This window comes from Roseburia sp. AF12-17LB (assembly GCF_003479605.1).
Taxonomy (GTDB): Bacteria; Bacillota; Clostridia; order Lachnospirales; family Lachnospiraceae; genus Roseburia_C; species Roseburia_C amylophila.
In genome coordinates this window covers 41,442-61,905 of record NZ_QUHR01000006.1, presented here as the reverse complement: position 1 = coordinate 61,905, position 20,464 = coordinate 41,442, and the positions used below count along the sequence as shown (strand labels likewise).

General features: G+C 42.5%; 15 protein-coding genes. 1 reads left to right on the top strand and 14 read right to left on the bottom strand.

Features of this window, described 5'->3' with window-relative positions:
* Nucleotides 1-2: 2 nt before the first annotated feature.
* From rpoD to DWV68_RS08690, 12 genes are all read right to left on the bottom strand, one after another.
* Nucleotides 3-1,115, bottom strand: coding sequence for an RNA polymerase sigma factor RpoD (rpoD, locus tag DWV68_RS08750; RefSeq protein ID WP_117698098.1), 1,113 nt, complete (start codon nucleotides 1,113-1,115; stop codon nucleotides 3-5).
* Between the two features lie 136 nt (nucleotides 1,116-1,251).
* Nucleotides 1,252-3,033 carry a DNA primase gene (dnaG, locus tag DWV68_RS08745; RefSeq protein ID WP_118665562.1) on the bottom strand — a complete coding sequence of 594 codons (1,782 nt, stop codon included), beginning with the start codon at nucleotides 3,031-3,033 and terminating at the stop codon, nucleotides 1,252-1,254.
* A 3-nt stretch (nucleotides 3,034-3,036) separates the two neighbouring features.
* A complete protein-coding gene (locus DWV68_RS08740; RefSeq protein WP_022244023.1) occupies nucleotides 3,037-4,044 on the bottom strand; it encodes a deoxyguanosinetriphosphate triphosphohydrolase in 1,008 nt (335 codons plus the stop codon).
* A 159-nt stretch (nucleotides 4,045-4,203) separates the two neighbouring features.
* A complete protein-coding gene (locus DWV68_RS08735) occupies nucleotides 4,204-5,382 on the bottom strand; it encodes an aldo/keto reductase (protein WP_118173241.1) in 1,179 nt (392 codons plus the stop codon).
* A gap of 543 nt (nucleotides 5,383-5,925) precedes the next feature.
* Nucleotides 5,926-8,052, bottom strand: coding sequence for a beta-propeller domain-containing protein (locus DWV68_RS08725; RefSeq protein WP_118665560.1), 2,127 nt, complete (start codon nucleotides 8,050-8,052; stop codon nucleotides 5,926-5,928).
* A 65-nt stretch (nucleotides 8,053-8,117) separates the two neighbouring features.
* Nucleotides 8,118-8,627, bottom strand: coding sequence for an RNA polymerase sigma factor (locus DWV68_RS08720; RefSeq protein WP_117841998.1), 510 nt, complete (start codon nucleotides 8,625-8,627; stop codon nucleotides 8,118-8,120).
* Nucleotides 8,628-8,979: 352 nt separating this feature from the next.
* Entirely contained in the window at nucleotides 8,980-10,575 is a 1,596-nt protein-coding gene (locus DWV68_RS08715) for a potassium/proton antiporter (RefSeq protein WP_118176942.1), read from the bottom strand.
* 78 nt (nucleotides 10,576-10,653) lie between these two features.
* Nucleotides 10,654-11,397, bottom strand: a complete 744-nt coding sequence (locus tag DWV68_RS08710) for a DUF6062 family protein (protein WP_118665558.1) — start codon at nucleotides 11,395-11,397, stop codon at nucleotides 10,654-10,656.
* A 91-nt stretch (nucleotides 11,398-11,488) separates the two neighbouring features.
* Nucleotides 11,489-12,823: a methyl-accepting chemotaxis protein gene (locus tag DWV68_RS08705; RefSeq protein ID WP_117698063.1), complete on the bottom strand. Its 1,335-nt coding sequence runs from the start codon at nucleotides 12,821-12,823 to the stop codon at nucleotides 11,489-11,491.
* A 52-nt stretch (nucleotides 12,824-12,875) separates the two neighbouring features.
* On the bottom strand, nucleotides 12,876-14,183 hold the full coding sequence (locus DWV68_RS08700) for an alpha-amylase family glycosyl hydrolase (protein WP_118665556.1): 1,308 nt from the start codon (nucleotides 14,181-14,183) through the stop codon (nucleotides 12,876-12,878).
* 224 nt (nucleotides 14,184-14,407) lie between these two features.
* Complete coding sequence (locus DWV68_RS08695) at nucleotides 14,408-17,041, bottom strand: heavy metal translocating P-type ATPase (protein WP_118665554.1); 2,634 nt, start codon at nucleotides 17,039-17,041, stop codon at nucleotides 14,408-14,410.
* A 14-nt stretch (nucleotides 17,042-17,055) separates the two neighbouring features.
* Nucleotides 17,056-17,370, bottom strand: a complete 315-nt coding sequence (locus DWV68_RS08690) for a metal-sensing transcriptional repressor (RefSeq protein WP_117698060.1) — start codon at nucleotides 17,368-17,370, stop codon at nucleotides 17,056-17,058.
* 458 nt (nucleotides 17,371-17,828) lie between these two features.
* On the opposite strand from DWV68_RS08690, the gene DWV68_RS08685 reads away from it, so the two are divergent.
* A complete protein-coding gene (locus DWV68_RS08685) occupies nucleotides 17,829-19,172 on the top strand; it encodes an MATE family efflux transporter (RefSeq protein ID WP_118057210.1) in 1,344 nt (447 codons plus the stop codon).
* Nucleotides 19,173-19,230: 58 nt separating this feature from the next.
* Here the strand turns inward: DWV68_RS08685 and DWV68_RS08680 are convergent, their stop codons facing one another.
* Both DWV68_RS08680 and DWV68_RS08675 read right to left on the bottom strand, forming a co-directional pair.
* Complete coding sequence (locus DWV68_RS08680; protein ID WP_117842005.1) at nucleotides 19,231-19,926, bottom strand: LiaF transmembrane domain-containing protein; 696 nt, start codon at nucleotides 19,924-19,926, stop codon at nucleotides 19,231-19,233.
* Complete coding sequence (locus DWV68_RS08675; protein ID WP_117698057.1) at nucleotides 19,923-20,384, bottom strand: LytTR family DNA-binding domain-containing protein; 462 nt, start codon at nucleotides 20,382-20,384, stop codon at nucleotides 19,923-19,925. The genes DWV68_RS08680 and DWV68_RS08675 overlap by 4 nt, the downstream gene beginning before the upstream one ends.
* Between the last annotated feature and the right edge of the window lie 80 nt (nucleotides 20,385-20,464).

The window sequence follows — 20,464 nt, the reverse complement described above, 5'->3', positions numbered from 1 at the left end:
TATTACTCCAGATAGTCCTTTAATTTGCGGCTTCTGCTTGGATGACGCAGTTTACGGAGTGCCTTTGCTTCAATCTGACGGATACGCTCCCTGGTTACATTGAATTCTTTTCCAACTTCTTCCAGTGTACGGGCACGTCCATCTTCCAGACCAAAACGAAGGGTTAATACCTTCTGCTCCCGCTCGGTCAGTGTTCCAAGCACTTCCTCCAACTGCTCTTTTAACAGGGTAAATGCTGCTGCATCAGCAGGTACCGGTACATTATCATCCTGAATGAAGTCTCCTAAATGGGAATCTTCCTCTTCACCAATCGGGGTCTCTAAAGAAACCGGCTCCTGGGAAATCTTTAAGATTTCACGTACACGGTCTACCGGCATATTCATTTCTGCTGCAATCTCTTCTGGGGTCGGTTCACGTCCCAACTCCTGCAGTAACTGTCTTGAAACGCGGATCAGCTTGTTGATGGTCTCAACCATATGAACCGGGATACGGATGGTTCTTGCCTGGTCTGCAATGGCTCTTGTGATTGCCTGACGAATCCACCATGTTGCATAGGTAGAGAACTTATAGCCTTTCCGGTAATCGAATTTCTCAACGGCTTTAATCAGACCTAAGTTACCTTCCTGAATCAGGTCTAAGAATAACATACCACGTCCTACATAACGTTTTGCAATACTTACCACCAGACGAAGGTTGGCTTCTGCCAGACGTTTCTTTGCTTCCTGATCACCTAATTCCATCCTCTTTGCCAGTTCGATTTCTTCCTCTGCACTTAAAAGAGGCACTTTACCGATTTCCTTTAAATACATACGAACCGGGTCCTCAATGGATACGCCGTCCGGTACCGATAAATCAATCTTTTCTACCTCTACCTCGTCTTCGTCATCTAAGATGATATCGTCATCGATATCGTCATCATCCATGATTCGAAGCACATCAATGTTATTGGTCTCAAGGAAGTCTAAGATTTTCTCAAACTCATCTGCATCCAGTTCCATGTCCTTGAAGAACTCGCTGATTTCCTGATACTCAAGGCTGTTCTTTTTCTTCTTTGCCAGTGCAAGGAGTTCCTGGAGTTTTTCCTGCAATTTTGCTTTTTTCTCCTCAATGCTCATCTTTTCGTCTTTTGCTGCCGGAGCACTTTTTGCAGCTTTTGTTGTCTTTTTCGTAGTCTTTTCCATCTTTTCATCCATTTTCTTGTTCATCCTCTCATGATTCGTCATATAAACGGGACTAAATAGTATTTTGTCCTCAATCTATAGAAATATGCATTTTCTCCATATTCTGCAAGGTTCTCTTATCTGCCACAATCTGTTGCAAGCCCTGTATATCCGTAGGTTCTAAGTGTGCCGAACGGCAGGAGATGCTGTTATCCTTCACCCGCAGAATCGTCTCTTTTAACGCCTTATCCCGCTCTGCAGCAGAATCTACTTCATGGATTCTCGCATGGAAGAGCTCTGCTACTTCCCGCTGTTCCTCTTCTTCTGCAAATAAACTGATAATCTGTGCCGGATTGACAGTACCCGACTTCTTCTGCTCGTAGAGAAGCTCTGCTACCTTACGGAAAATGTCTTCCGTAAAATCCTCCGGTGTAATGATATCTTTGATTTTATCGTACAGATTATCATATTCTATGAGCCAGGTCAAAAGCAATTTCTGGGACTGCTTCATGCCGTCCTCTTTCTTATGCTTCTTCTCATTCAGCCCACTCTTAAGCGGTGTCCGCTCTTTTACAAGTCCTCCCTGGGTGCCCAGCTGGTTTACCAGATTCCGGAGTGCTTCAAAGCTCATATGATATTTATCCGCCACGGCTTCCATATAATTGTTCCGCTCCAGTTCCGTGGTAAAATCAAGCAGTTTCTTTGCCACTTCTGTCTGGAATGCGGTCTTTCCTTCCGGGTCCTTCATATCATATTTCTGCTCTAAAATCCTGATTTCAAACATAAAGCTGTTTTCTGCCGCATCAATCCGCTTCTGATATTCTTCCGCTCCAAGTGCCTTGATGAATTCATCCGGGTCTTTGTACGGCTTCATGTTGATGACTTTGGCTGTCAGCCCTACTTCTTTTAAAATCGGGATTGCACGAAGTGCCGCCTTAATTCCAGCACCGTCGCTGTCGAAGGTAAGATAAACCTCCTTCGTATATCGTTTCAGCAGACTGGCATGTCCACTGGTAAACGCGGTTCCTAAGGATGCCACTGCATTGTCAAAGCCTGCCTGATGCAGCGCAATTACATCCATATAGCCTTCACATAAGAGCATCTGCGGTTTCTTGGTCTGTCTTGCAAAGTTCAATGCATACAGATTCCGGCTCTTATCAAAGATTTTGGTCTCCGGCGAATTCAGATACTTCGGTTCGCCATCCCCCATGACTCGTCCACCAAATCCGATTACTTTATTATGCACATCCATAATCGGAAACATGGCACGATTCCAGAATTTATCATGTCCGCCCCGGACTTCGTCAATGGACACAAGACCGGATTCCTTTAAGATTGCATCATCATATCCAAGCTTTCTTAAATAGCGGTACAAATCATCACTGTATTTATCCGAATAGCCAAGCCCAAACTTCTGCATGGTGGCATCCGATAATTCTCTCTTTTTAAAATATTCATACGCCTGTTTTCCGTGTTCGCTCCGCAGCAGCATATAATAATATTTGCCGGCTGCCTTGTTAATCTCTAACAGAATCTGGCGTTTGTCTGCTTCTTTCTTTGCCTGGGCACTCATTTCCTGCTTCGGCAGTTCGATTCCGGCACGCTCTGCCAATGCCTCCATCGCTTCCGGGAATGAAAAGTTCTCATACTGCATCAGAAAGGTAAATACATTTCCGCCTGCTCCGCATCCAAAGCAGTAATACATCTGCTTATTCGGTGATACGGAAAAAGAACCTGTCTTTTCATTATGGAAGGGGCACAGTCCAAAATACGTGCTGCCTTTTTTTGTCAACCGTACATATCCGGAAATCACATCTACAATATCATTTCTGGAACGTACTTCTTCTATTAATTCATCTGAATAATATGCCATTCCTTAATTCACCTGCCAAGCCTTCGGTACAAAATATTCTGAGAATTTGGCAATTGCATACTGATCGGTCATTCCTGCGATATAATCACATACTACCCGTTCTTCCTCTTCACCTTCCGCGATCATATCGGTATACTGTGCCGGCATCGTCATCGGATGTTCCATATAATATGTAAACAGTTTGCTGAGTAATCCTTCTGCCTTTGTCTCTTCTCCTTTGGCAATGGAATTGGTATATACGCTTACAAACATGAACTTCCGTAAATCCTGCATTGCCTGGAAAATTTCATCGGACATAATGATATCCGGCTTATCCATGCTGTTGGTAATAATATCATGAATCAGTGTATCCAGCCGGTCTGCCGAATTCTTTCCCAATACCTTCCGTATCTCAATTGGAATATCTTCTTCCACCATTATCTTTCCACGCACCGCATCATCGATATCATGATGAATATAGGCGATTTTATCGGAGAAACGGACGATTTTGCCTTCCAGTGTATGCGGCATCGTACTGGTCTGATGATTTAAAATGCCATCCCGCACTTCCCAGGTCAGATTCAGTCCCTGTCCGCCTTTTTCCAATTTTTCTACGATACGTACGCTCTGTTTATTATGTTTAAAACCACCGGAGCAAAGTTCATTTAACACCCGCTCTCCGGCATGACCAAATGGCGTATGTCCCAAATCATGCCCTAATGCAATGGCTTCCACCAGATCTTCATTCAGCCGCAGTGCCTTTGCAATGGTTCTGGCATTCTGTGATACCTCTAAGGTATGCGACATACGGGTACGATAATGGTCACCCTTCGGTGTTAAGAACACCTGCGTCTTATTCTTCAGACGGCGGAATGCCTTACAGTGGAGAATACGGTCTCTGTCTCTCTGGTATACGGGACGTATATCACAAGGTGCCTCCGGATAATCCCGTCCTTTGGAATTCTCGCTTAATGCTGCATAAGGGCTTAACATCTCATGCTCCATGCGCTCCATCCGTTCCCGAATTGTCATATCCTTATCTTCTCCCTTCCTGTCACATCACCATTTCATGATGTAAATGCACTGCCATCATCTTTACCATTATGAGGACGTCATTCGACCTCTGCTATTATAATTCTGTGTCCACCTTCAAATTTCCTTTATTTTTTACAAAATTTCATAATATTTTTTCTAATACTTTCCAATGCGCTTCGAAATCGCCCTTGCTACCTTATAAACCGGATTCTCCATCTTCTTTGCCACCTGTTTTAATTCCTGTCGGATGGCAATGGACTGCGGGCAGTGTTTCTCACATTTTCCGCACTGACGGCATTTTGAAGCATTGGTCGGATTTGTCTTTAAAGTGGTACACATAATATATGCCTTCATACCGGAATAAAAGCTGTCGGTATAGCGTGTATTATATGCTGCAAAACAGGTCGGAATATCTACTCCATGAGGGCATGGCATACAGTAGCCGCAGCCGGTACATGGCACTTTCATATGCTGATTAATTGACTTCTTCACTTTTTCAAAAATTTCCAGTTCTTCTTCTGTCAGTGCATTTGCTGTGGCATCTGATGCTATCCGCACATTTTCTTCTACCTGTGCAATATCATTCATTCCGGAAAGTACCACAGTTACTTCCGGATGATTCCATATCCAGCGGAGTCCCCATTCTGCCGGGGAACGATGTGGTTCTGCGGATGCAAATATGGCTCTGGCATCCTTTGGCAGTGCGTTGACCAGTCTGCCTCCCCGCAGCGGTTCCATGATAATCACCGGAATTCCCTTTGCTGCTGCATATTTTAAGCCTTCTGTTCCTGCCTGGGTATGCTCATCCATATAGTTATACTGTATCTGGCAGAAATCCCAGTCATAAGCATCTATAATCTTCTTAAACTGATTTGCTCCTCCATGGAAAGAAAAACCGATATTTCCAATCTGTCCTGATTGTTTCTTCTCTGCAATCCAGTCCTGTATACCAAGTTCTATAAGACGCTCCCATGCTGCAATATCATTTAACATATGCATCAGATAATATTCCACATGATCCGTCTGAAGGCGTTCTAACTGCTCCTTAAAATACCGTTCCATATCCCCTTCTGCTTTTATGTAATAATGCGGCAGTTTGGTCGCAATCTTCACTTTATCCCGATAGCCTTTTGCCAAAAATTTTCCCAGACAGGCTTCACTTCCACCGTAAGTATATGCGGTATCAAAATAATTGACCCCGGCTTCCACTGCTGCTGCCATCTCCCGCTCTGCCTTTTCCTGGTCGATTGTGGTTCCCTTCTTTGAATAACGCAGGCAGCCGTAGCCTAAGATGGACAGCTGGTCTTTGTTTCCCGGATTTTCTCTATATTGCATGTTTATTCTCCCTTGCACTTGTTGTTATGGCTGCTGCGAAATGTTTAATAATAATGAGTCTGTCTTCCCAATGTTTGACAAGATACTGCCTTCTGTTCGCCTGTAGGCAAATACATTTGTGCAGACTGTTAGGGGCTCTTAGAATTTTGGCAAAACCCGGCAACGCTGGTACAAGGATGTACCAGCGAGGTGCAGAAGAACATGGATGTGACTTTGCACCGTTTGCCATATATAAAATAGCTTTTTCAAAATTCTTAGAGCCCCTTGCAGCTGGAGCAGTATTCGCTACAGGCGTACAAAAGGCGTATCCAGTCAAAGCAGCGGTAAGACATCCTCACATCAGACACACACGCATCCTAAGAATTACAATACATTCTGTATCAATCATCAAATATTCGTGTCTTAGGATTGATTGCCATCTTTTTTATCATTTCCCATTTCGCAGTCACCGATTCTGCATAAGTTGCCGGGTGATGATATTTTCATACCACCACCCGGCACATATACTGTCATTATAAAGCTATCGGGAAAGTTTTGCAAGAATCACTCCCGCTCCTTTAACATTTTAAATCTATCGGTCATGTCATAGGATGTAATGTTATCATTAATCCAGAGGTAAAATACATTGCCACTATACATTCCACGGACATTCTCGTAATTGGCTCCGTTAATGCCCGGAATTTCTGCCTGTTTCTTAAAGGTTCCATTTTCATAGGAATATATCTGGTAGGTCTGCTTTGTTCTGCTGCTGCTATAATCCTCACAAACCAGACCGATTAAATTCTTATCTTTTGAAATGATGACACTCTTATAATCATATAATGCTTCGCTATAATCTACATCCTTTAATACAAGCTTTGCTTCTTCGATTACTTCTCCCGGATTTTCTATATTAAACATGGAAATCTTAATGTTTTCTATATTTCCGGTCTTCTCATCAGATTCGTAGCCGATTCCCAGTAAGTGTGTATCATCCCAGAAATGCAGATATTCGGAGAAGCCGGTCACCTTGAGTTCGCCGATAATTTCCGGTTTTGCCGGGTCTGATAAATCCACGGTAAACAGCGGGTCGGTATTCCGGTAGGTTACAAAGTAACCAGTGTTTCCCATAAAACGGGCAGCATAGATTTCTTCTCCCGGTGCAATGCCTGTCAACTGCCCGGTTAATTTCATGTTCTCATCCAGAATATAAAGTGCATTCACCTCATCCTCTGTACTATAATCGGTGGTCAATACCCTGAGATATCCATCACTGGCATTGATTGCAAAGGTATCTCTGACATAACCCCTTACTGCCGTTGCCGCCACACCACTGATTCTGCCCTCATCCAGTGCAAATTTTGCAATATTGGTAATCATTGCCCCATCATAATCTTCCTCATATAAATACAGGGCATCTTTGCTGATATAAGTCTGGGCATATCCAGAGATTACAAGCTTACTGTCCAGCACTTTATCCGGCTTATTTACATCCAGTGAAGAAACCAGTATACCACTTTCTCCTGATGACTCCGGCAGATAAATTTCACCGGCGGCAACCTTCTCTCCATTTACCTTCGGAATCACTGAGGTATATTCCTCTTCTGCATATCCCACCACATCTGATGTCATATGATACTGTGTAAAAAGATAGACTACATCTCCGATTTTCCGGGAAGTATTATAATAACCATCCTGGATTAATCTCCCTTCAAATTCCGGATTCCTGCGGTCTACGATACTGTATACCTGAATCTGTGTGGTGCTTTTTCCATTCATTTCATAGCAGAATGCACCGTCCTCAGCAACATCTGATACAGCAGTTTCTTCATCCGGGTTTTCTTTATCTGAGTTTTCCTCATCTTTGGTTTCCTTATCAGAAGTTTCCTTATCAGAGCCAGCTTTGCTGCTTTCTCCTAAAGATGTCTCATAGCCCTGCACAACCAGAATCAGCTGGTCTCCATCTACATAAATTTCCATCACCCGGTCTGCTGCGCCACAGTCTTTCGGGAGAAATCGTGTTACTTCTTCTAATTTTCCATCCCGGATATCCGTTATAACAATGTATTTATCCTCTACCGTATAAATGTAACTGCCATCAATTTTAGCAATATCACTCTCGTCTACACCTTCCATCTGCAGATTTGTCGTAGAATAATCTTTTCCGCCTTCCTTGCTGCCCTCCGACAAATCGGCATCGGCACTTCCGTAATCAGTTACATCACTGTAGTAATATTTGTCACTGCCGGAATTCATTGCTCCCGATGCAGCTTCGCTTGTCTCTGCACTTGTTTCCTCTTCTATCCAGTTCTGCTGATACCCCTTAAGAAGAGTCTGATATACCTCCTTATAATCCGATGCAGGATGATACATTGTTCCAATAGCTGCCACATCCACATACCCTGTTTCACCTGTTTCTCCCACAGTCTGCTGCGTATCTGCCATTGCTACGGAATCCGTCTGCCCTGTACCGGAATTCTTATCGAAATGGGTTACTGTTAAATAAATACCGCTGCATACCACCAGTGCCAGCACTGCCACCATGCTTCCAAGTCTGCGCCATGGAATTATTTTCTTTGATTTTTTCTGTTCCTGTAATTGTTTTTCTATCTGTTCCGGTTTCAGAGCCTCTGGTATCTCAATCTCCTCCGCCGCTTTTCTTAACTGGGTTAAAATCTCCTGTTCATTCATACCGGCACCTCCATCTCATCTGAATTTTCTGTTGTTTTCCAGACTTTTTGCATATCTTCCGTTTCTCACTTCCAATATTTCTCCACCATTTTCTTTATTCCCCGGCTCTCTTTTGAGCGGACGGTATTTTCGTTAAGGTCTAACAGTTTTCCGATTTCCTTGCTGCTATACCCACAGAATAAATGCATGGCGATAATCATTCGTTCCTCGGAAGGCAGCTCAAAGAACAGGCTCCGGACTGCTGCATGCTCATCCATTCCGGATTTTCCCAGATGCTCTAAAAGCTCCGGTGTCAGCTCTTCCGGACGGGTCGCATACTCTTTTAATTTACGTTTGCACTTATTACTTAAAATACGGAATATCCACGCCCGGAACGCTTCTGTCTTTCGAAGCTCCCCGATTTGTGCAAATGCATCTGTCACGGTATCGCTGACCACATCCTGTGCATCCTGCGGATGCTTCAGCACATATAACGCAAAGCGATACAAGTCCTGATAAACGCCTTCATATAATTGTGCAAATGCACCAGTATCCCCACTTTGTGCCCTGCGCACCAGCTGCAGTTCCTGCTCCATATGCTCACCCTATACCTTCCTAAGTCCTTTCCTTTGACCGGTCTCATATATATAGTGTCGCTGAATTCCATTCTGTTGCATATATTTTTAAATTTTTAAAAATAGCAGTACTCTTCACCGAATACAGATGCTGTCTAAGTGCTGTAAAGGGCACTAAGAATTTCGAAAAATCATTTTTATATCCGGCAACCGGTGCAAAGTCACATCCATGTTCCTATGCACCTTGCCGGCACATCCTTGTGCCGGCATTGCCTAATATCTAACGAAATTCCAAGTGCCCTTAACAGCCCTTAAAATGCATCTGCACTTCGGCGAACACTCCTGCTATTCTTCAAAATTCAAAAAAACATATTTATAACTGGCTGATTACCAGCACATCATTTTCACGAATCACAGTATTTCCGTTCGGTATCACAACCTTCTCATTCCGCTTTAGAACAAGAACCAGCTTCTCTTCTCCCAGTTTTATTCTGGATAATGGCTTTCCAATCCACTTGCTGTCTTTTTCGATTGGGATTTCTGTCAGACAGATGCCAAGATTTTCTTCCGGAGATAAGGCACTTAAGACAATCTTGTCTCCGGCAAGCACTACCGTGTTGCCATTTGGAATGATACGCTCCTCGCCTCTTAGAATCAGCACCAGTAATAAATCCGGCAGGGAAGCAAGGTCTTTTATCTTGCGGTTCTCCCATGGATGTCCTGCCTTGATACTGATTTTAACAAACTCCACCGGCATTTCATCGGAGTAGTCACTGAAGGTCTTCATGACGTTGCCATTTTCGTCTATCATGTCAAGCTTCTTCGCCACCAGTCCAAGCAGTGTACCCTGAATACTGATAGAGAACAGGACAATGAAAATAACTATGTGGAACAAATCATTTTTCGTATATGCCGGGCTTACTGTTGCCATAATTGCAAATACTATGGATGCCGCTCCACGAAGCCCCGCCCAGGACACCAGAAGCTGCTGCTTTACCGGGCAGCGGAATGGCATCAAGATAGCAAATACAGAAACCGGCCTTGCCACAAATGTTAAAAATACCGCAATTGCCAGTGCCATCGGCAATATCTTCGGCAGCTGGGATGGATATGCCAGCAGACCAAGCAGGAAGAAAATCAGCATCTGCATCAATCCGGTGATTCCATCAAAGAAATGCACCAGTGATTTTTTGTGATGAAGTGGAGTGTTGCCAAGGATAATTCCGGCAATGTATGCTGCCAGATAACCATTTCCATTTATCATGGATGCTCCGGCGTAGGATACCAGTGCCATACTGAATACAAATATCGTATCAAATCCATCCGTTGCAAAATTCACTTTTTTTAAAATGAATGCTGCTGCCAGTGCCACAACTACCCCCACTAATATGCCAAAAATAATCTGCGAGAATATCATGACAACCAGCGAAGAACCATTTAATTCTCCGCTCATTATTGTTAATATAATTACAGTCAGCATATAAGAACATGGGTCATTACTACCACTTTCCACCTCCAGCATGGATGCAGTATTGTTCTTAAGATTCAGCCGTCTGGAACGAAGGATTGAAAAGACCGATGCCGCATCCGTAGAACTGATTACAGAGCCAATCAGCATACTTTCCCAGAAATCCATTTTCAATATAAAATGACAGAATGCTCCGGTTGTTACTGCGGTCAGTATAACACCCACTGTTGATAATAATACTGCTTTACCAGCCACCGGCTTTGCCTGTTTCCAGTTGGTTCCAAATCCACCGTAAAACATGATAAAGATTAAGGACACCGTACAAATCTGTTCGGCAATCGTAAAATTATCAAAAGGAATCTTTAAAATTCCATCTGTTCCAAACATCATGCCAAGAAGAATATATGCCAACAGCATTGGAATTCCCAGTTTGTTGGACATTTTATTCAATGACAGGCACAATAAAATCACTGCTGCTACCAGTAAAATATAACTTGTCATAAATACCTCTCTTTCCTGTTTTTATTTACCTGTTGCTCTTACGTCTTCTTCTATCCCCTTTTCTTTTATTACCTCTACCTATTCCTTCTTTTCTTCTGCCGCCATGATACTTCCTGCCTTTACCAGTCCTCTCTGCAGTGCATCCCTTGCATTCTTCCAAGGCTGCTCCTTATAACGGTAATCATTCTTACAGATGAACCATTCTAAATCATCCCGCACCCTCTCATATCCATTAATAAAAGTCTCATTTAAAGTCATCAGAAATTCATTCAGGTATTTCTTACCCATATATTCCGGGGCACCGGAAAACAGAACTTTATAATGATTTACACAAAAGCCTTTGGATGCTGCAAACTGTTTGCGGAAGTCCTCTTCTTTTTCATATAAATAGTAAATGGTATTGATATAATTTGTAAAGCTGTGATTAATGTAATCACACACAAAGCACTTTTTCTCTTTTTCTTCCACAAAGGTAATCACCGGATGGACCGTCTGGCTCTTTTTCCTGAAAAGTACAGCTGCCTGAGGCAGTGGTGCTTTCATTGCTTTTTTTAACTCCTTAGCTGTCTTATCCATATGGGTCTTTAGCATCATGGCAAGTCCTAATTTATTCGGATATTCATATAACATTTCCAAATGCTTCTGACAGAAGCCCTGTTCATCACTCTGCTCCCGGATATCTCCCTCCATGTAACTTGCGCCCGGTCCAATGGTATAATTGATGGCATTTTCTTCTAATTTCTGATACATTCTGCAGACCGGACATTCGCTTTCCTCTGCAAATGCATCCTGTATTGGTATCGTATAAATCTCTGTTTTCATTTTAATCTCCTTAAAGATACACAAAAGGGTATTCCATATGCACTCCTTCGGCCTGTGGAATACCCTTCTCTTTGCAATTGTATACCGTTTATTACATCATGTTTTTCTCTACTTCTTCTTTCATGGAAGAAACATTAAACTTACGGATATTTTCATCCAGTTCTGCTACTACAGAAGTAATTCTGGCAGTTGCATTCTTACATTCTTCTACCAAAGCTTCAAACTCGTTCATTGCCTCAGATGTATCTCTGGCACTTGTTGTATTTATCTCTGCTGCTGCAGCAAGCGAATCCATTTTCTCTTCAATGGCACTCTTATGTTCATTCAAGCCACCGACTTCTGAATTGATTCCCTGAATAGAAGTGCTGACACTTTCAATTTCATGATTCAAGGCAGTAAAGATTGTCTCTGTCTCGCGAATCTTTGCATTCTGCTGTTCAAATGCTTCTGATACTTTTCCGGTAATGTCTACACTGACATTAGAATTATCAATCAGTTCATTAACAATTTTATTAATCTGCTCTGAAGACTCTCTGGACTGGTCTGCCAAGGTACGGATTTCTTCTGCAACTACGGCAAATCCTTTTCCCTGTTCTCCTGCCCGCGCAGCTTCAATACTTGCATTTAAAGCAAGCAGATTTGTCTGGCTTGCAATTCCTGCAATAATCTCTGTTGCAGTACGAATCTGTAAGGCAGACTGATTGGTTCTGTCTGTCTGGCTCTGCACTTCATCAATAGACTGCCTGTTCTGTCTGCTGATTTCCACCAGCTGCTGCATAATCACCTCTGCTGATTCATTGCAGTCTTTCATTTTTAATGCACTGTCCGAAAGAAGTGTAATATTGCTGGCAATCACTTCAATGGCATTACCGATTTCTGCTACTTTCTGCTGTACATGCTGTGTTTTCTCTGCCTGTGAAACGGTATTATCTGTAATGGAAGCAACTTCACCGCTCACCTGATCCAACGCTTCATTCATAGTGTCAAAGGACTGGCTGAATGTCGTAGACAGTTCGCTTAATTCCCTGCTGGCTCTACGGATTCCGGTTACAATCTGTGCAAAGCTTCTTACCAAATCATTGGCAGAGCCTAACAATTTGCTGATTTCATCATTTTTTTCATTATGTTTTGGTTCTTCTAACTGAAGGCTTCCATCCGCAATCTTATCCATACTTCCAATTACAGCTTTCAGTTTTCCGGCAATTGCTACTGCAAGCCACAGGGAACCTGCCACAAATACCGCTAAAACCACAATTAAAATAATCGTTCCCACACCTGCATTTAATGCTGTATTCTGTACCAGATGCATTATGATAATTCCGGCAAGTCCAACCAGAAGAATCGGGAGTGAAATTACTGCAATTAATCCAAGTGCCAGTTTCTTTCCTATATTACTTTTTTCTGAAGATTTACGTTTTTCTGCCATTACTACACTTCCTCCTTATAGCTCTTATCTCTTATTCTTATGTATTATCTTTTTATCCGGTTATCTTTAAATAAGCTGCGGAAAATGCCGGCATATCGAGACCACCCTGAAATACCGCTTTTTCTCCGGTCAGCAGGTCAACTGCTTCTGCTGCTCCTGCATCAAAGGATGCATGGAAGGGATTCTCTTCCAGATTGATTGCTACAAGAATCCGCTCACCTTCAAAGCTTCTCTCAAATACAATCTGCCGGTTTGTTAAGAATACCTTTCGGTAGCTGCCATAGCAAAGTGCTTTTTCCGATTTATGAACCTTCGCCAGTCTGGAAATATAATCGGTAAGTTCATTCCATTCCGGTGCTTCAAAGGAAGGGCGGAGTGCTTCATCCCCGCCATTTTCCTTCTTTCCCTCTGCTGCCCATTCACCGCCATAATAGACACATGGAATGCCAGGAATTGCAAACAGCATTGCATATACCAGTGGAAGATGTTCTTTTTCCTTTAAAGTGCTTGCCAGACGGTTCACATCATGGTTATCCAGAAAATTTAATAAATGTTTGCCCTGATACATTCCACAGAAATGCTGCTCCAGGGTATAATTGATTTCAAAGAGGTTGCGGTCATTAAAGCTGGACCACATTCCCTTATATGCCTGATAATTTGTTACACTATGCAACATATTCTGTTCATCCAGAAGACGGTTATAATCACCATGAATCATCTCGCCCAGGAGATAAAAATCATCCTTTTTCGAATCTACGAACTGACGTAATCTTCTTACAAAATCCATATCCAGACTGTATGCAACATCCAGACGCAGTCCGTCAATATCAAATTCTTTTATCCATCCTTCTACTGCTGAAAAGATATGCCGGATTACTTCTTCATTCCGCAAATTCAGCTTTACCAGCTCATTATGTCCTTCCCAGCCTTCATAGGAAAGTCCGTCGTTATAATTATTATTCCAGCAAAAATTCACATTTGTGAACCAGTCCTTATATGGAGAATTTTCTCTGTTTTTCAGTAAATCCTGAAATGCAAAGAAGCCTCTTCCCACATGATTAAACACTCCGTCCAACACTACTTTGATATTGTTGTCATGTAATTTTCCACATACTTCTTTAAAGTCCTCATTGGTTCCAAGTCTTACATCTAACTTTGTATAATCCCTGGTATCATAACCGTGACGGTCTGATTCAAAAACCGGACAGAAATATATTGCATCCACTCCAAGCTTTACCATATGCGGAATCCAGTCTTCCACTTTCTTTATCCGATGAGCCAGAACACCATCATTTTCTGTTGGAGCCCCGCAAAATCCCAATGTTGAAATCTGATAAAATACACTGTCATATGACCACATAAAAACTGTTCCTCCTGTCTGTCCATCATGTGCTGTGGTTTTTCCCGCTACCTGCGTAAATAAAAGAGGACGGTTCCTTTTGCGGGAACCGTCCTCCTAACTTCTTCCCTCTACCTTCGCCCATGTTGTTTCAATTACGCTTATTATAACATAACTTTATAGCATAAGGGAATTTTTTTCTTGCATTTTTCCTAATTTTTTTTGATTTTTATAACGTTATTTTGTTATTTTTCAACACTGGTAAGCTGATATCCTGCTTTTTCAATCACTTCTGCAAATGCTGCATCCGGAATCTCTTTGTCCATGGTTACTTCAGCACTCTTTGTCTCAAGGCTGACAGCTGCCTGTACTCCTTCCATGGCATTTAATGCTTCTTCCACATGTTTCTTACAGTGTTCACACATCATTCCTTCAATTTTAAGTGTTTCTTTCATTTTATTATCCTCCTTATAATTTTCATTATTATCTGTCACTTTTTCTGCTGACTGTTCTATCTGACTTCCTGCTGCTTTTTCCGCTATCTGTTCTGCCACATTTCCTGCTGTCTGCTCTAATCGCTGCGGTTTAAAAAGCTTTAACCGGAGAGCATTGCATACTACACAGACGCTGCTTAAGCTCATTGCTGCTGCACCGAACATCGGATTTAATTTAATATGAAATGCCGGGTATAAAACGCCTGCTGCCAGTGGAATTCCAATGCTGTTATAGAAGAATGCCCAGAACAGGTTCTCCTTGATATTGCGGATAACCGCTTTGCTTAACCGGATGGCTGTTACGGCATCCATCAGATCATTCCGCATCAGTACCGCATCTGCACTTTCGATTGCCACATCTGTTCCTGCCCCAATGGCAATTCCTACATCAGCTCTTGCCAGTGCCGGTGCATCATTGATTCCGTCTCCAATCATGGCAACCTTATGTCCCTGCTGCTGCAGTTTGGCAATATGCCGTTCCTTATCCTCCGGCAATACTTCTGCAATTACTTTTGGAATTCCAAGCTTCTTACGAATAGCTTCGGCGGTACGTTTATGGTCTCCGGTCAGCATTACTACCTCAATGTGCATCTTACGGAATGCTTCAATAGCATAGCGGCTGGTTTTCTTTTCCACATCTGCTGCTGCAATGATACCCAGAAGGCTGTTGTTTTTCGCAAAGATTAATGGAGTCTTTCCTTCTTCTGCCAGCTTGTCCAGAGTATCTCCAAGGTCATCCAATGACACTCCCTTTTCTTTCATAAAGGCTTCGTTTCCCGCATAATAAGATGCATTTTCGTCTTCTGCCTCAATTCCTCTGCCCAGAATTGTCTTAAAATTCTTCATGGCAAGGGGCATAATCTCCTGCTCCTTCGCATACTGCAGAATTGCCTGTGCCAGTGGATGCCCGCTTCCCTGCTCAACGCCTGCTGCAATTGCCACAAATTCTTTTTCGTTTAATTCTGTGGTTCCAACACTCACATCTGTAACCCTTGGCTTACCTTCTGTTATGGTTCCGGTCTTATCCATAACTACAGTATCGATACTGTGCGCCGTTTCCAGCGCTTCGCCAGACTTAATCAGGATTCCGTTTTCTGCACCTTTTCCGGTTCCTACCATAATAGCTACCGGTGTTGCAAGTCCAAGGGCACACGGACAGGAAATAACCAGCACTGCGATTCCAATAGAAAGTGCAAATTCAAAGGTTGCCCCACTGATGAGCCAGATGATTGCAGCAATTAGGGCAATTGTAATAACCACCGGCACAAATACTCCTGCAATCTTATCTGCCATCTTGGCAATCGGTGCTTTACTGGATCCAGCTTCTTCCACCAGATGAATAATCTGGCTGATGGTGGTATCTTCCCCGACCTTGGATGCACGGATTTTCAAGAAGCCATTCTGGTTAATGGTTGCGGAAATTGCAATATCCCCCACTTCCTTATATACCGGAATGCTCTCCCCGGTAATGGCAGATTCATCGAGGCTTGACTGTCCCTCTTCAATTACTCCGTCCACCGGAACGGTTTCACCGGGACGAACCAGCACCAAATCACCTTTTACCAGTTCCTCTGCCGGAACCGTAACTTCTTTGCCATCTCTTAAGACCTTTGCCTGCTTCGGAGCCAAGTCCATCAGCTTCTCAATAGCTTCACTGGTCTTTCCTTTGGAACGGCTCTCTAAATATTTTCCAACTGTAATCAATGTCAGAATCATTCCTGCAGACTCAAAATAAATATCCATGCTGTACCGGCTTACCAGTGCCATATCCTGATGTCCCAGGCCATAACCAATCCGGAAAATGGCAAATACACCATAGATAACGGAAGCCGATGCCCCAAGTGCAATCAGCGAATCCATATTCGGGCTTCTGTGTACAAAAAGATTCTTAAATCCTACAATAAAATATTTCCGGTTCAGATACATAATCGGAAGCAGCAATAAAAACTGGGAAAAGGAAAATGCCAGTGCATTCTCATCTCCGTGAAATGCAGCCTTGATAAATCCCGGTACCGGAATTCCAAACCATTCATAAAACATATGGTGCATGGAAATATACATCATCGGAATCAGAAAAATAACAGACCAGATCAGACGGATTTTCATCTCATGAATTTCCTGCTCTGCCTTATTTATCTTTTTCCCTTTGCCGGTACGTTTCTCATTTCCGGCATTTGCCAGTGCAGCACCATAACCTGCCTTCTCTACTTCTGATACAATGATATCTTCATTGACCTTATTCTCGTCATAGGACACCTGCATACTGTTGGTCAGCAGATTTACGGATACATTTTCCACTCCGTCAATCTTTGACACACACTTTTCCACACGGGAAGAGCATGCAGAACACGTCATACCTGTGACTTCATAACGTTCCTGTTTCACACTTTTGTCCTCCTCTATTTCATCAGTTTCTGAAGGGTCGCACAAAGCTCATCCACCGCTTCTTCCTTTCCGGCACGGATGTCTTCCACCACACAGGATTTGATATGCTCCGCTAACAACACTTTATTAAAGGAGTTCAGTGCAGAATTAATTGCAGACACCTGCGTTAAAATATCCACACAGTAGCGGTCTTCTTCCAACATTTTCTTTACACCCCGCACCTGTCCTTCAATCCGGTTCAAGCGTTTTAATAAATCCTGATATTCTGCTTCCTGTCTGTGCTTCTTCCGTCCACAGCAGGATGGGCACATCTCTTTTTCTTCTGCCATAGTCAGGCTCCCTTCTATCTTCACATTCCAATACACATTTCCCGATAGTCATATACCCCCTACCGGTATGCTTATATTATACCCCCATAGGGTATTTGTCAATCATTTTTCCATTGAATGTTCCAATTCATATTCAAGCCATCTTCTTCCGCTCTATGATATTATCTTGACTTTTCCTATGATTTATGCTATTTTCATAACGCTAAAACTGGTGTGGATTTTTCTAGTCTGACTACTTTTCGCCACACAATTATCCTTGCGATAATTGTGTGGCGTTTTTTACTTTACAGGAAATTGCTTTCCTGTAAAGTAAAAAACGCTCCGCGAGGATGCACACTGCGGTGTATAAGGTAGATGTCGCAAGCGACCGCCGCAGGTGCGAGAATGCGCCAAGGCACATTCTTTGTTCTTTCTCACACTTTGGATTAGTGAGAAAAAAGAAAAAAGGAGTAATTATTATGAATGAAGATTTTATGAAAGAAAAACCGATTTTGCCACTGCTGACTACCATGGCACTTCCTATGGTTATCTCCATGCTGGTAAATTCTCTTTATAATATTATAGACAGTCTGTTTGTGGCCAAAATCAGTGAAGATGCCATGACTGCCCTTTCCCTGGTCTATCCGGTGCAGAATTTTATCAATGCTGTGGCAATTGGATTTGGTGTCGGAATTAATGCTTTAATTTCTTTTCACCTTGGTGCAAAAGAAGGGGAAAAAGCCAATATTGCTGCAACCCATGGGTTCTTCTTTTCTATTTTGCATGGTGTCATTTTAACGATTGGAAGCATTGCCCTGATTCCTACGTTTTTAAGCCGCTTTACCACCGACAGTAATGTTCTTAAGTCAGGTGTAGAATATGCAAATATTGTATTTGTATTCAGTATCATTATTATGATGAATTTAACCTTTGAAAAAGTCTTTCAGTCTGTCGGCAGAATGAATGTCTCCATGATTGGACTGATGCTAGGATGTATTGCCAATATCATTTTAGACCCGCTTTTAATTTTCGGAATTGGCATCTTCCCGAAAATGGGAATGCGCGGAGCTGCCCTTGCCACCGGTATCGGACAGCTGCTGACTCTTATTTTTTATCTCTTTGCCTATTTTCTGCGCCCAATCAGTGTACGGATTAGCAGAAAATATCTTATCCTGGATAAACATCTTGATTTGAAATTATATGGTATCGGCATTCCAGCCATCTTAAATCTGGCTCTGCCGTCCTTACTGATCTCATTTTTAAACGGACTCCTTGCCGCATATGACCAGTGTTATGTGGTAGTCGTCGGAATCTATTACAAGCTGCAGACCTTCCTCTACCTTCCTGCCAATGGAATTATCCAGGGGATGCGTCCGCTGGTGGGCTTCAATTACGGTGCCGGTGAAATAAAGCGTGTGAAGAAAATCTATCATCTTACCCTCTGTATGAATGGTGTCATTATGCTCCTTGGTATGATTATCTGCTTTACTGCATCACCTTACCTTATCGGAATGTTTACAGACAATGCCACCACAATTTCCGTGGGAAGCAATGCCCTTCGGATTATCTGCTGTGGTTTCCTGATTTCCACCGTATCCATTACTGCCTCCGGTGCTTTGGAAGGGCTTTCAAAGGGCGGACAGTCCTTAATTATTTCACTGCTCCGTTATATCCTTTTTATCATTCCGCTTGCTTTTGTTCTCTGCAAAGCCTTTGGTCCACAGTGCGTATTCCATGCCTTCTGGATTACGGAAATTCTCACTGCCGCAATTGCAGCCCTGCTGATGAAATCAAGCCTCCGGCTTCCGGGCACACAGGCATAAAATACATTAGAGAAAGCTGCCAGCAAAATTTTGCTGACAGCTTTCTCTATGCTATTTCTTATACATATATAATTGTTACGCCGGAAAAATTACATTCTCCAGTAAGTATCACACTGTGCACACCATCCGGTACATTCCGATTTTTCTCTTCCACTGCACCAAATGCTGCATGGACTTTATTTATCATTGCCCAGCTCTTTGGAATATAAAGCTCTACTCCGGAAAAGGATGCATCCAGATAAATCGTTGCCTGTGGCTGCTGCATCATCGCATTATCAAAATACACTTTCATGCTGCCAAAGCTGCAGTCCAAGGAAGCAGACTGGAAATCATCCGTATTCACATATTTGATGGATGCGCCAAAGGAGGTATCGAAAGAAATCCGGTTACCATCCTCTTCATCTATAATGGTCTCATAGTCCGTATCTTTTTTCTTTTTCCAACATTTTGTGGTATTCTTCTTAAAAATGATACCGAAGCCGATGGATAAAAGCAGTGCCGCTCCAAGTATCGGCCATGGTGTAATCGCCTGTATGCCAAGCTGTTCATCATAAATAATTCCAAGAAATGCCAATGAAAAAAAGATTCCGGTAAATCGAAGCTTTATCAGGCTGCTTAATAAAATACAACCGAAAAATATTGTTCCGATTACCGTCCAGAAGCCAATGCCTTCCACCAGTCCCAGTTTGCTTACAATCAGGAATACCGCTCCAAAAATCAGAAACAGTCCCCAGAAGATTCTCTCTTTTTTCATTTTCTTATCCTCTTTTCTTCCAGTTTACATTTTAATGGTTTGTAGTAATATCTTGATACATATACCTGTTTATGGCTTCCCATAAATTCCACCACACTTGATGCCGTAAGATTTCTTGTAATGGAGTAAATCCGGTTGGTATTTAAAATCGTGGATTTGGAAACCCTCATAAAATGTCCCGGCAACAGTTCTTCCAGCTCATACAGTTTATATCTGGTCTGATACATCTTATCTGTTGTATGCACCCATACCTCTTTGGTCTCTGTCTCAAAAAACAGGATTTCATCCAAAGACAGATAGTATTCCGTATCTTCCTTATAACAGATTAACTGCTGTTTTCCGGTAAGCACCTGTGACACGGCTTCCTGTATTTTCCTTACATTTTCATCTAAGGATCTGCAGCGAATCAGCACTTCATCCTCTATTAAGTTTTCGTCTAATTCAATCCGTATCTTCATTGTCGTTCCTTCCTATGTCACTCATTATACACAAACACATTTTTCTGTAAATGCCTTTGGAATAAGTGGTAAGAAATACG

Coding starts and splice junctions, on each gene's coding strand:
- DWV68_RS08700 (WP_118665556.1), bottom strand. CDS start 14,183: ATGTGGTCATATGACAGTGTATTTTATCAGATTTCAACATTGGGATTT.
- DWV68_RS08710 (WP_118665558.1), bottom strand. CDS start 11,397: ATGAAAACAGAGATTTATACGATACCAATACAGGATGCATTTGCAGAG.
- DWV68_RS08705 (WP_117698063.1), bottom strand. CDS start 12,823: ATGGCAGAAAAACGTAAATCTTCAGAAAAAAGTAATATAGGAAAGAAA.
- DWV68_RS08690 (WP_117698060.1), bottom strand. CDS start 17,370: ATGGCAGAAGAAAAAGAGATGTGCCCATCCTGCTGTGGACGGAAGAAG.
- DWV68_RS08680 (WP_117842005.1), bottom strand. CDS start 19,926: ATGAAAAAAGAGAGAATCTTCTGGGGACTGTTTCTGATTTTTGGAGCG.
- rpoD (WP_117698098.1), bottom strand. CDS start 1,115: ATGAGCATTGAGGAGAAAAAAGCAAAATTGCAGGAAAAACTCCAGGAA.
- dnaG (WP_118665562.1), bottom strand. CDS start 3,033: ATGGCATATTATTCAGATGAATTAATAGAAGAAGTACGTTCCAGAAAT.
- DWV68_RS08675 (WP_117698057.1), bottom strand. CDS start 20,384: ATGAAGATACGGATTGAATTAGACGAAAACTTAATAGAGGATGAAGTG.
- DWV68_RS08720 (WP_117841998.1), bottom strand. CDS start 8,627: ATGGAGCAGGAACTGCAGCTGGTGCGCAGGGCACAAAGTGGGGATACT.
- DWV68_RS08715 (WP_118176942.1), bottom strand. CDS start 10,575: ATGACAAGTTATATTTTACTGGTAGCAGCAGTGATTTTATTGTGCCTG.
- DWV68_RS08740 (WP_022244023.1), bottom strand. CDS start 4,044: ATGACAATTCGGGAACGGATGGAGCGCATGGAGCATGAGATGTTAAGC.
- DWV68_RS08735 (WP_118173241.1), bottom strand. CDS start 5,382: ATGCAATATAGAGAAAATCCGGGAAACAAAGACCAGCTGTCCATCTTA.
- DWV68_RS08685 (WP_118057210.1), top strand. CDS start 17,829: ATGAATGAAGATTTTATGAAAGAAAAACCGATTTTGCCACTGCTGACT.
- DWV68_RS08725 (WP_118665560.1), bottom strand. CDS start 8,052: ATGAATGAACAGGAGATTTTAACCCAGTTAAGAAAAGCGGCGGAGGAG.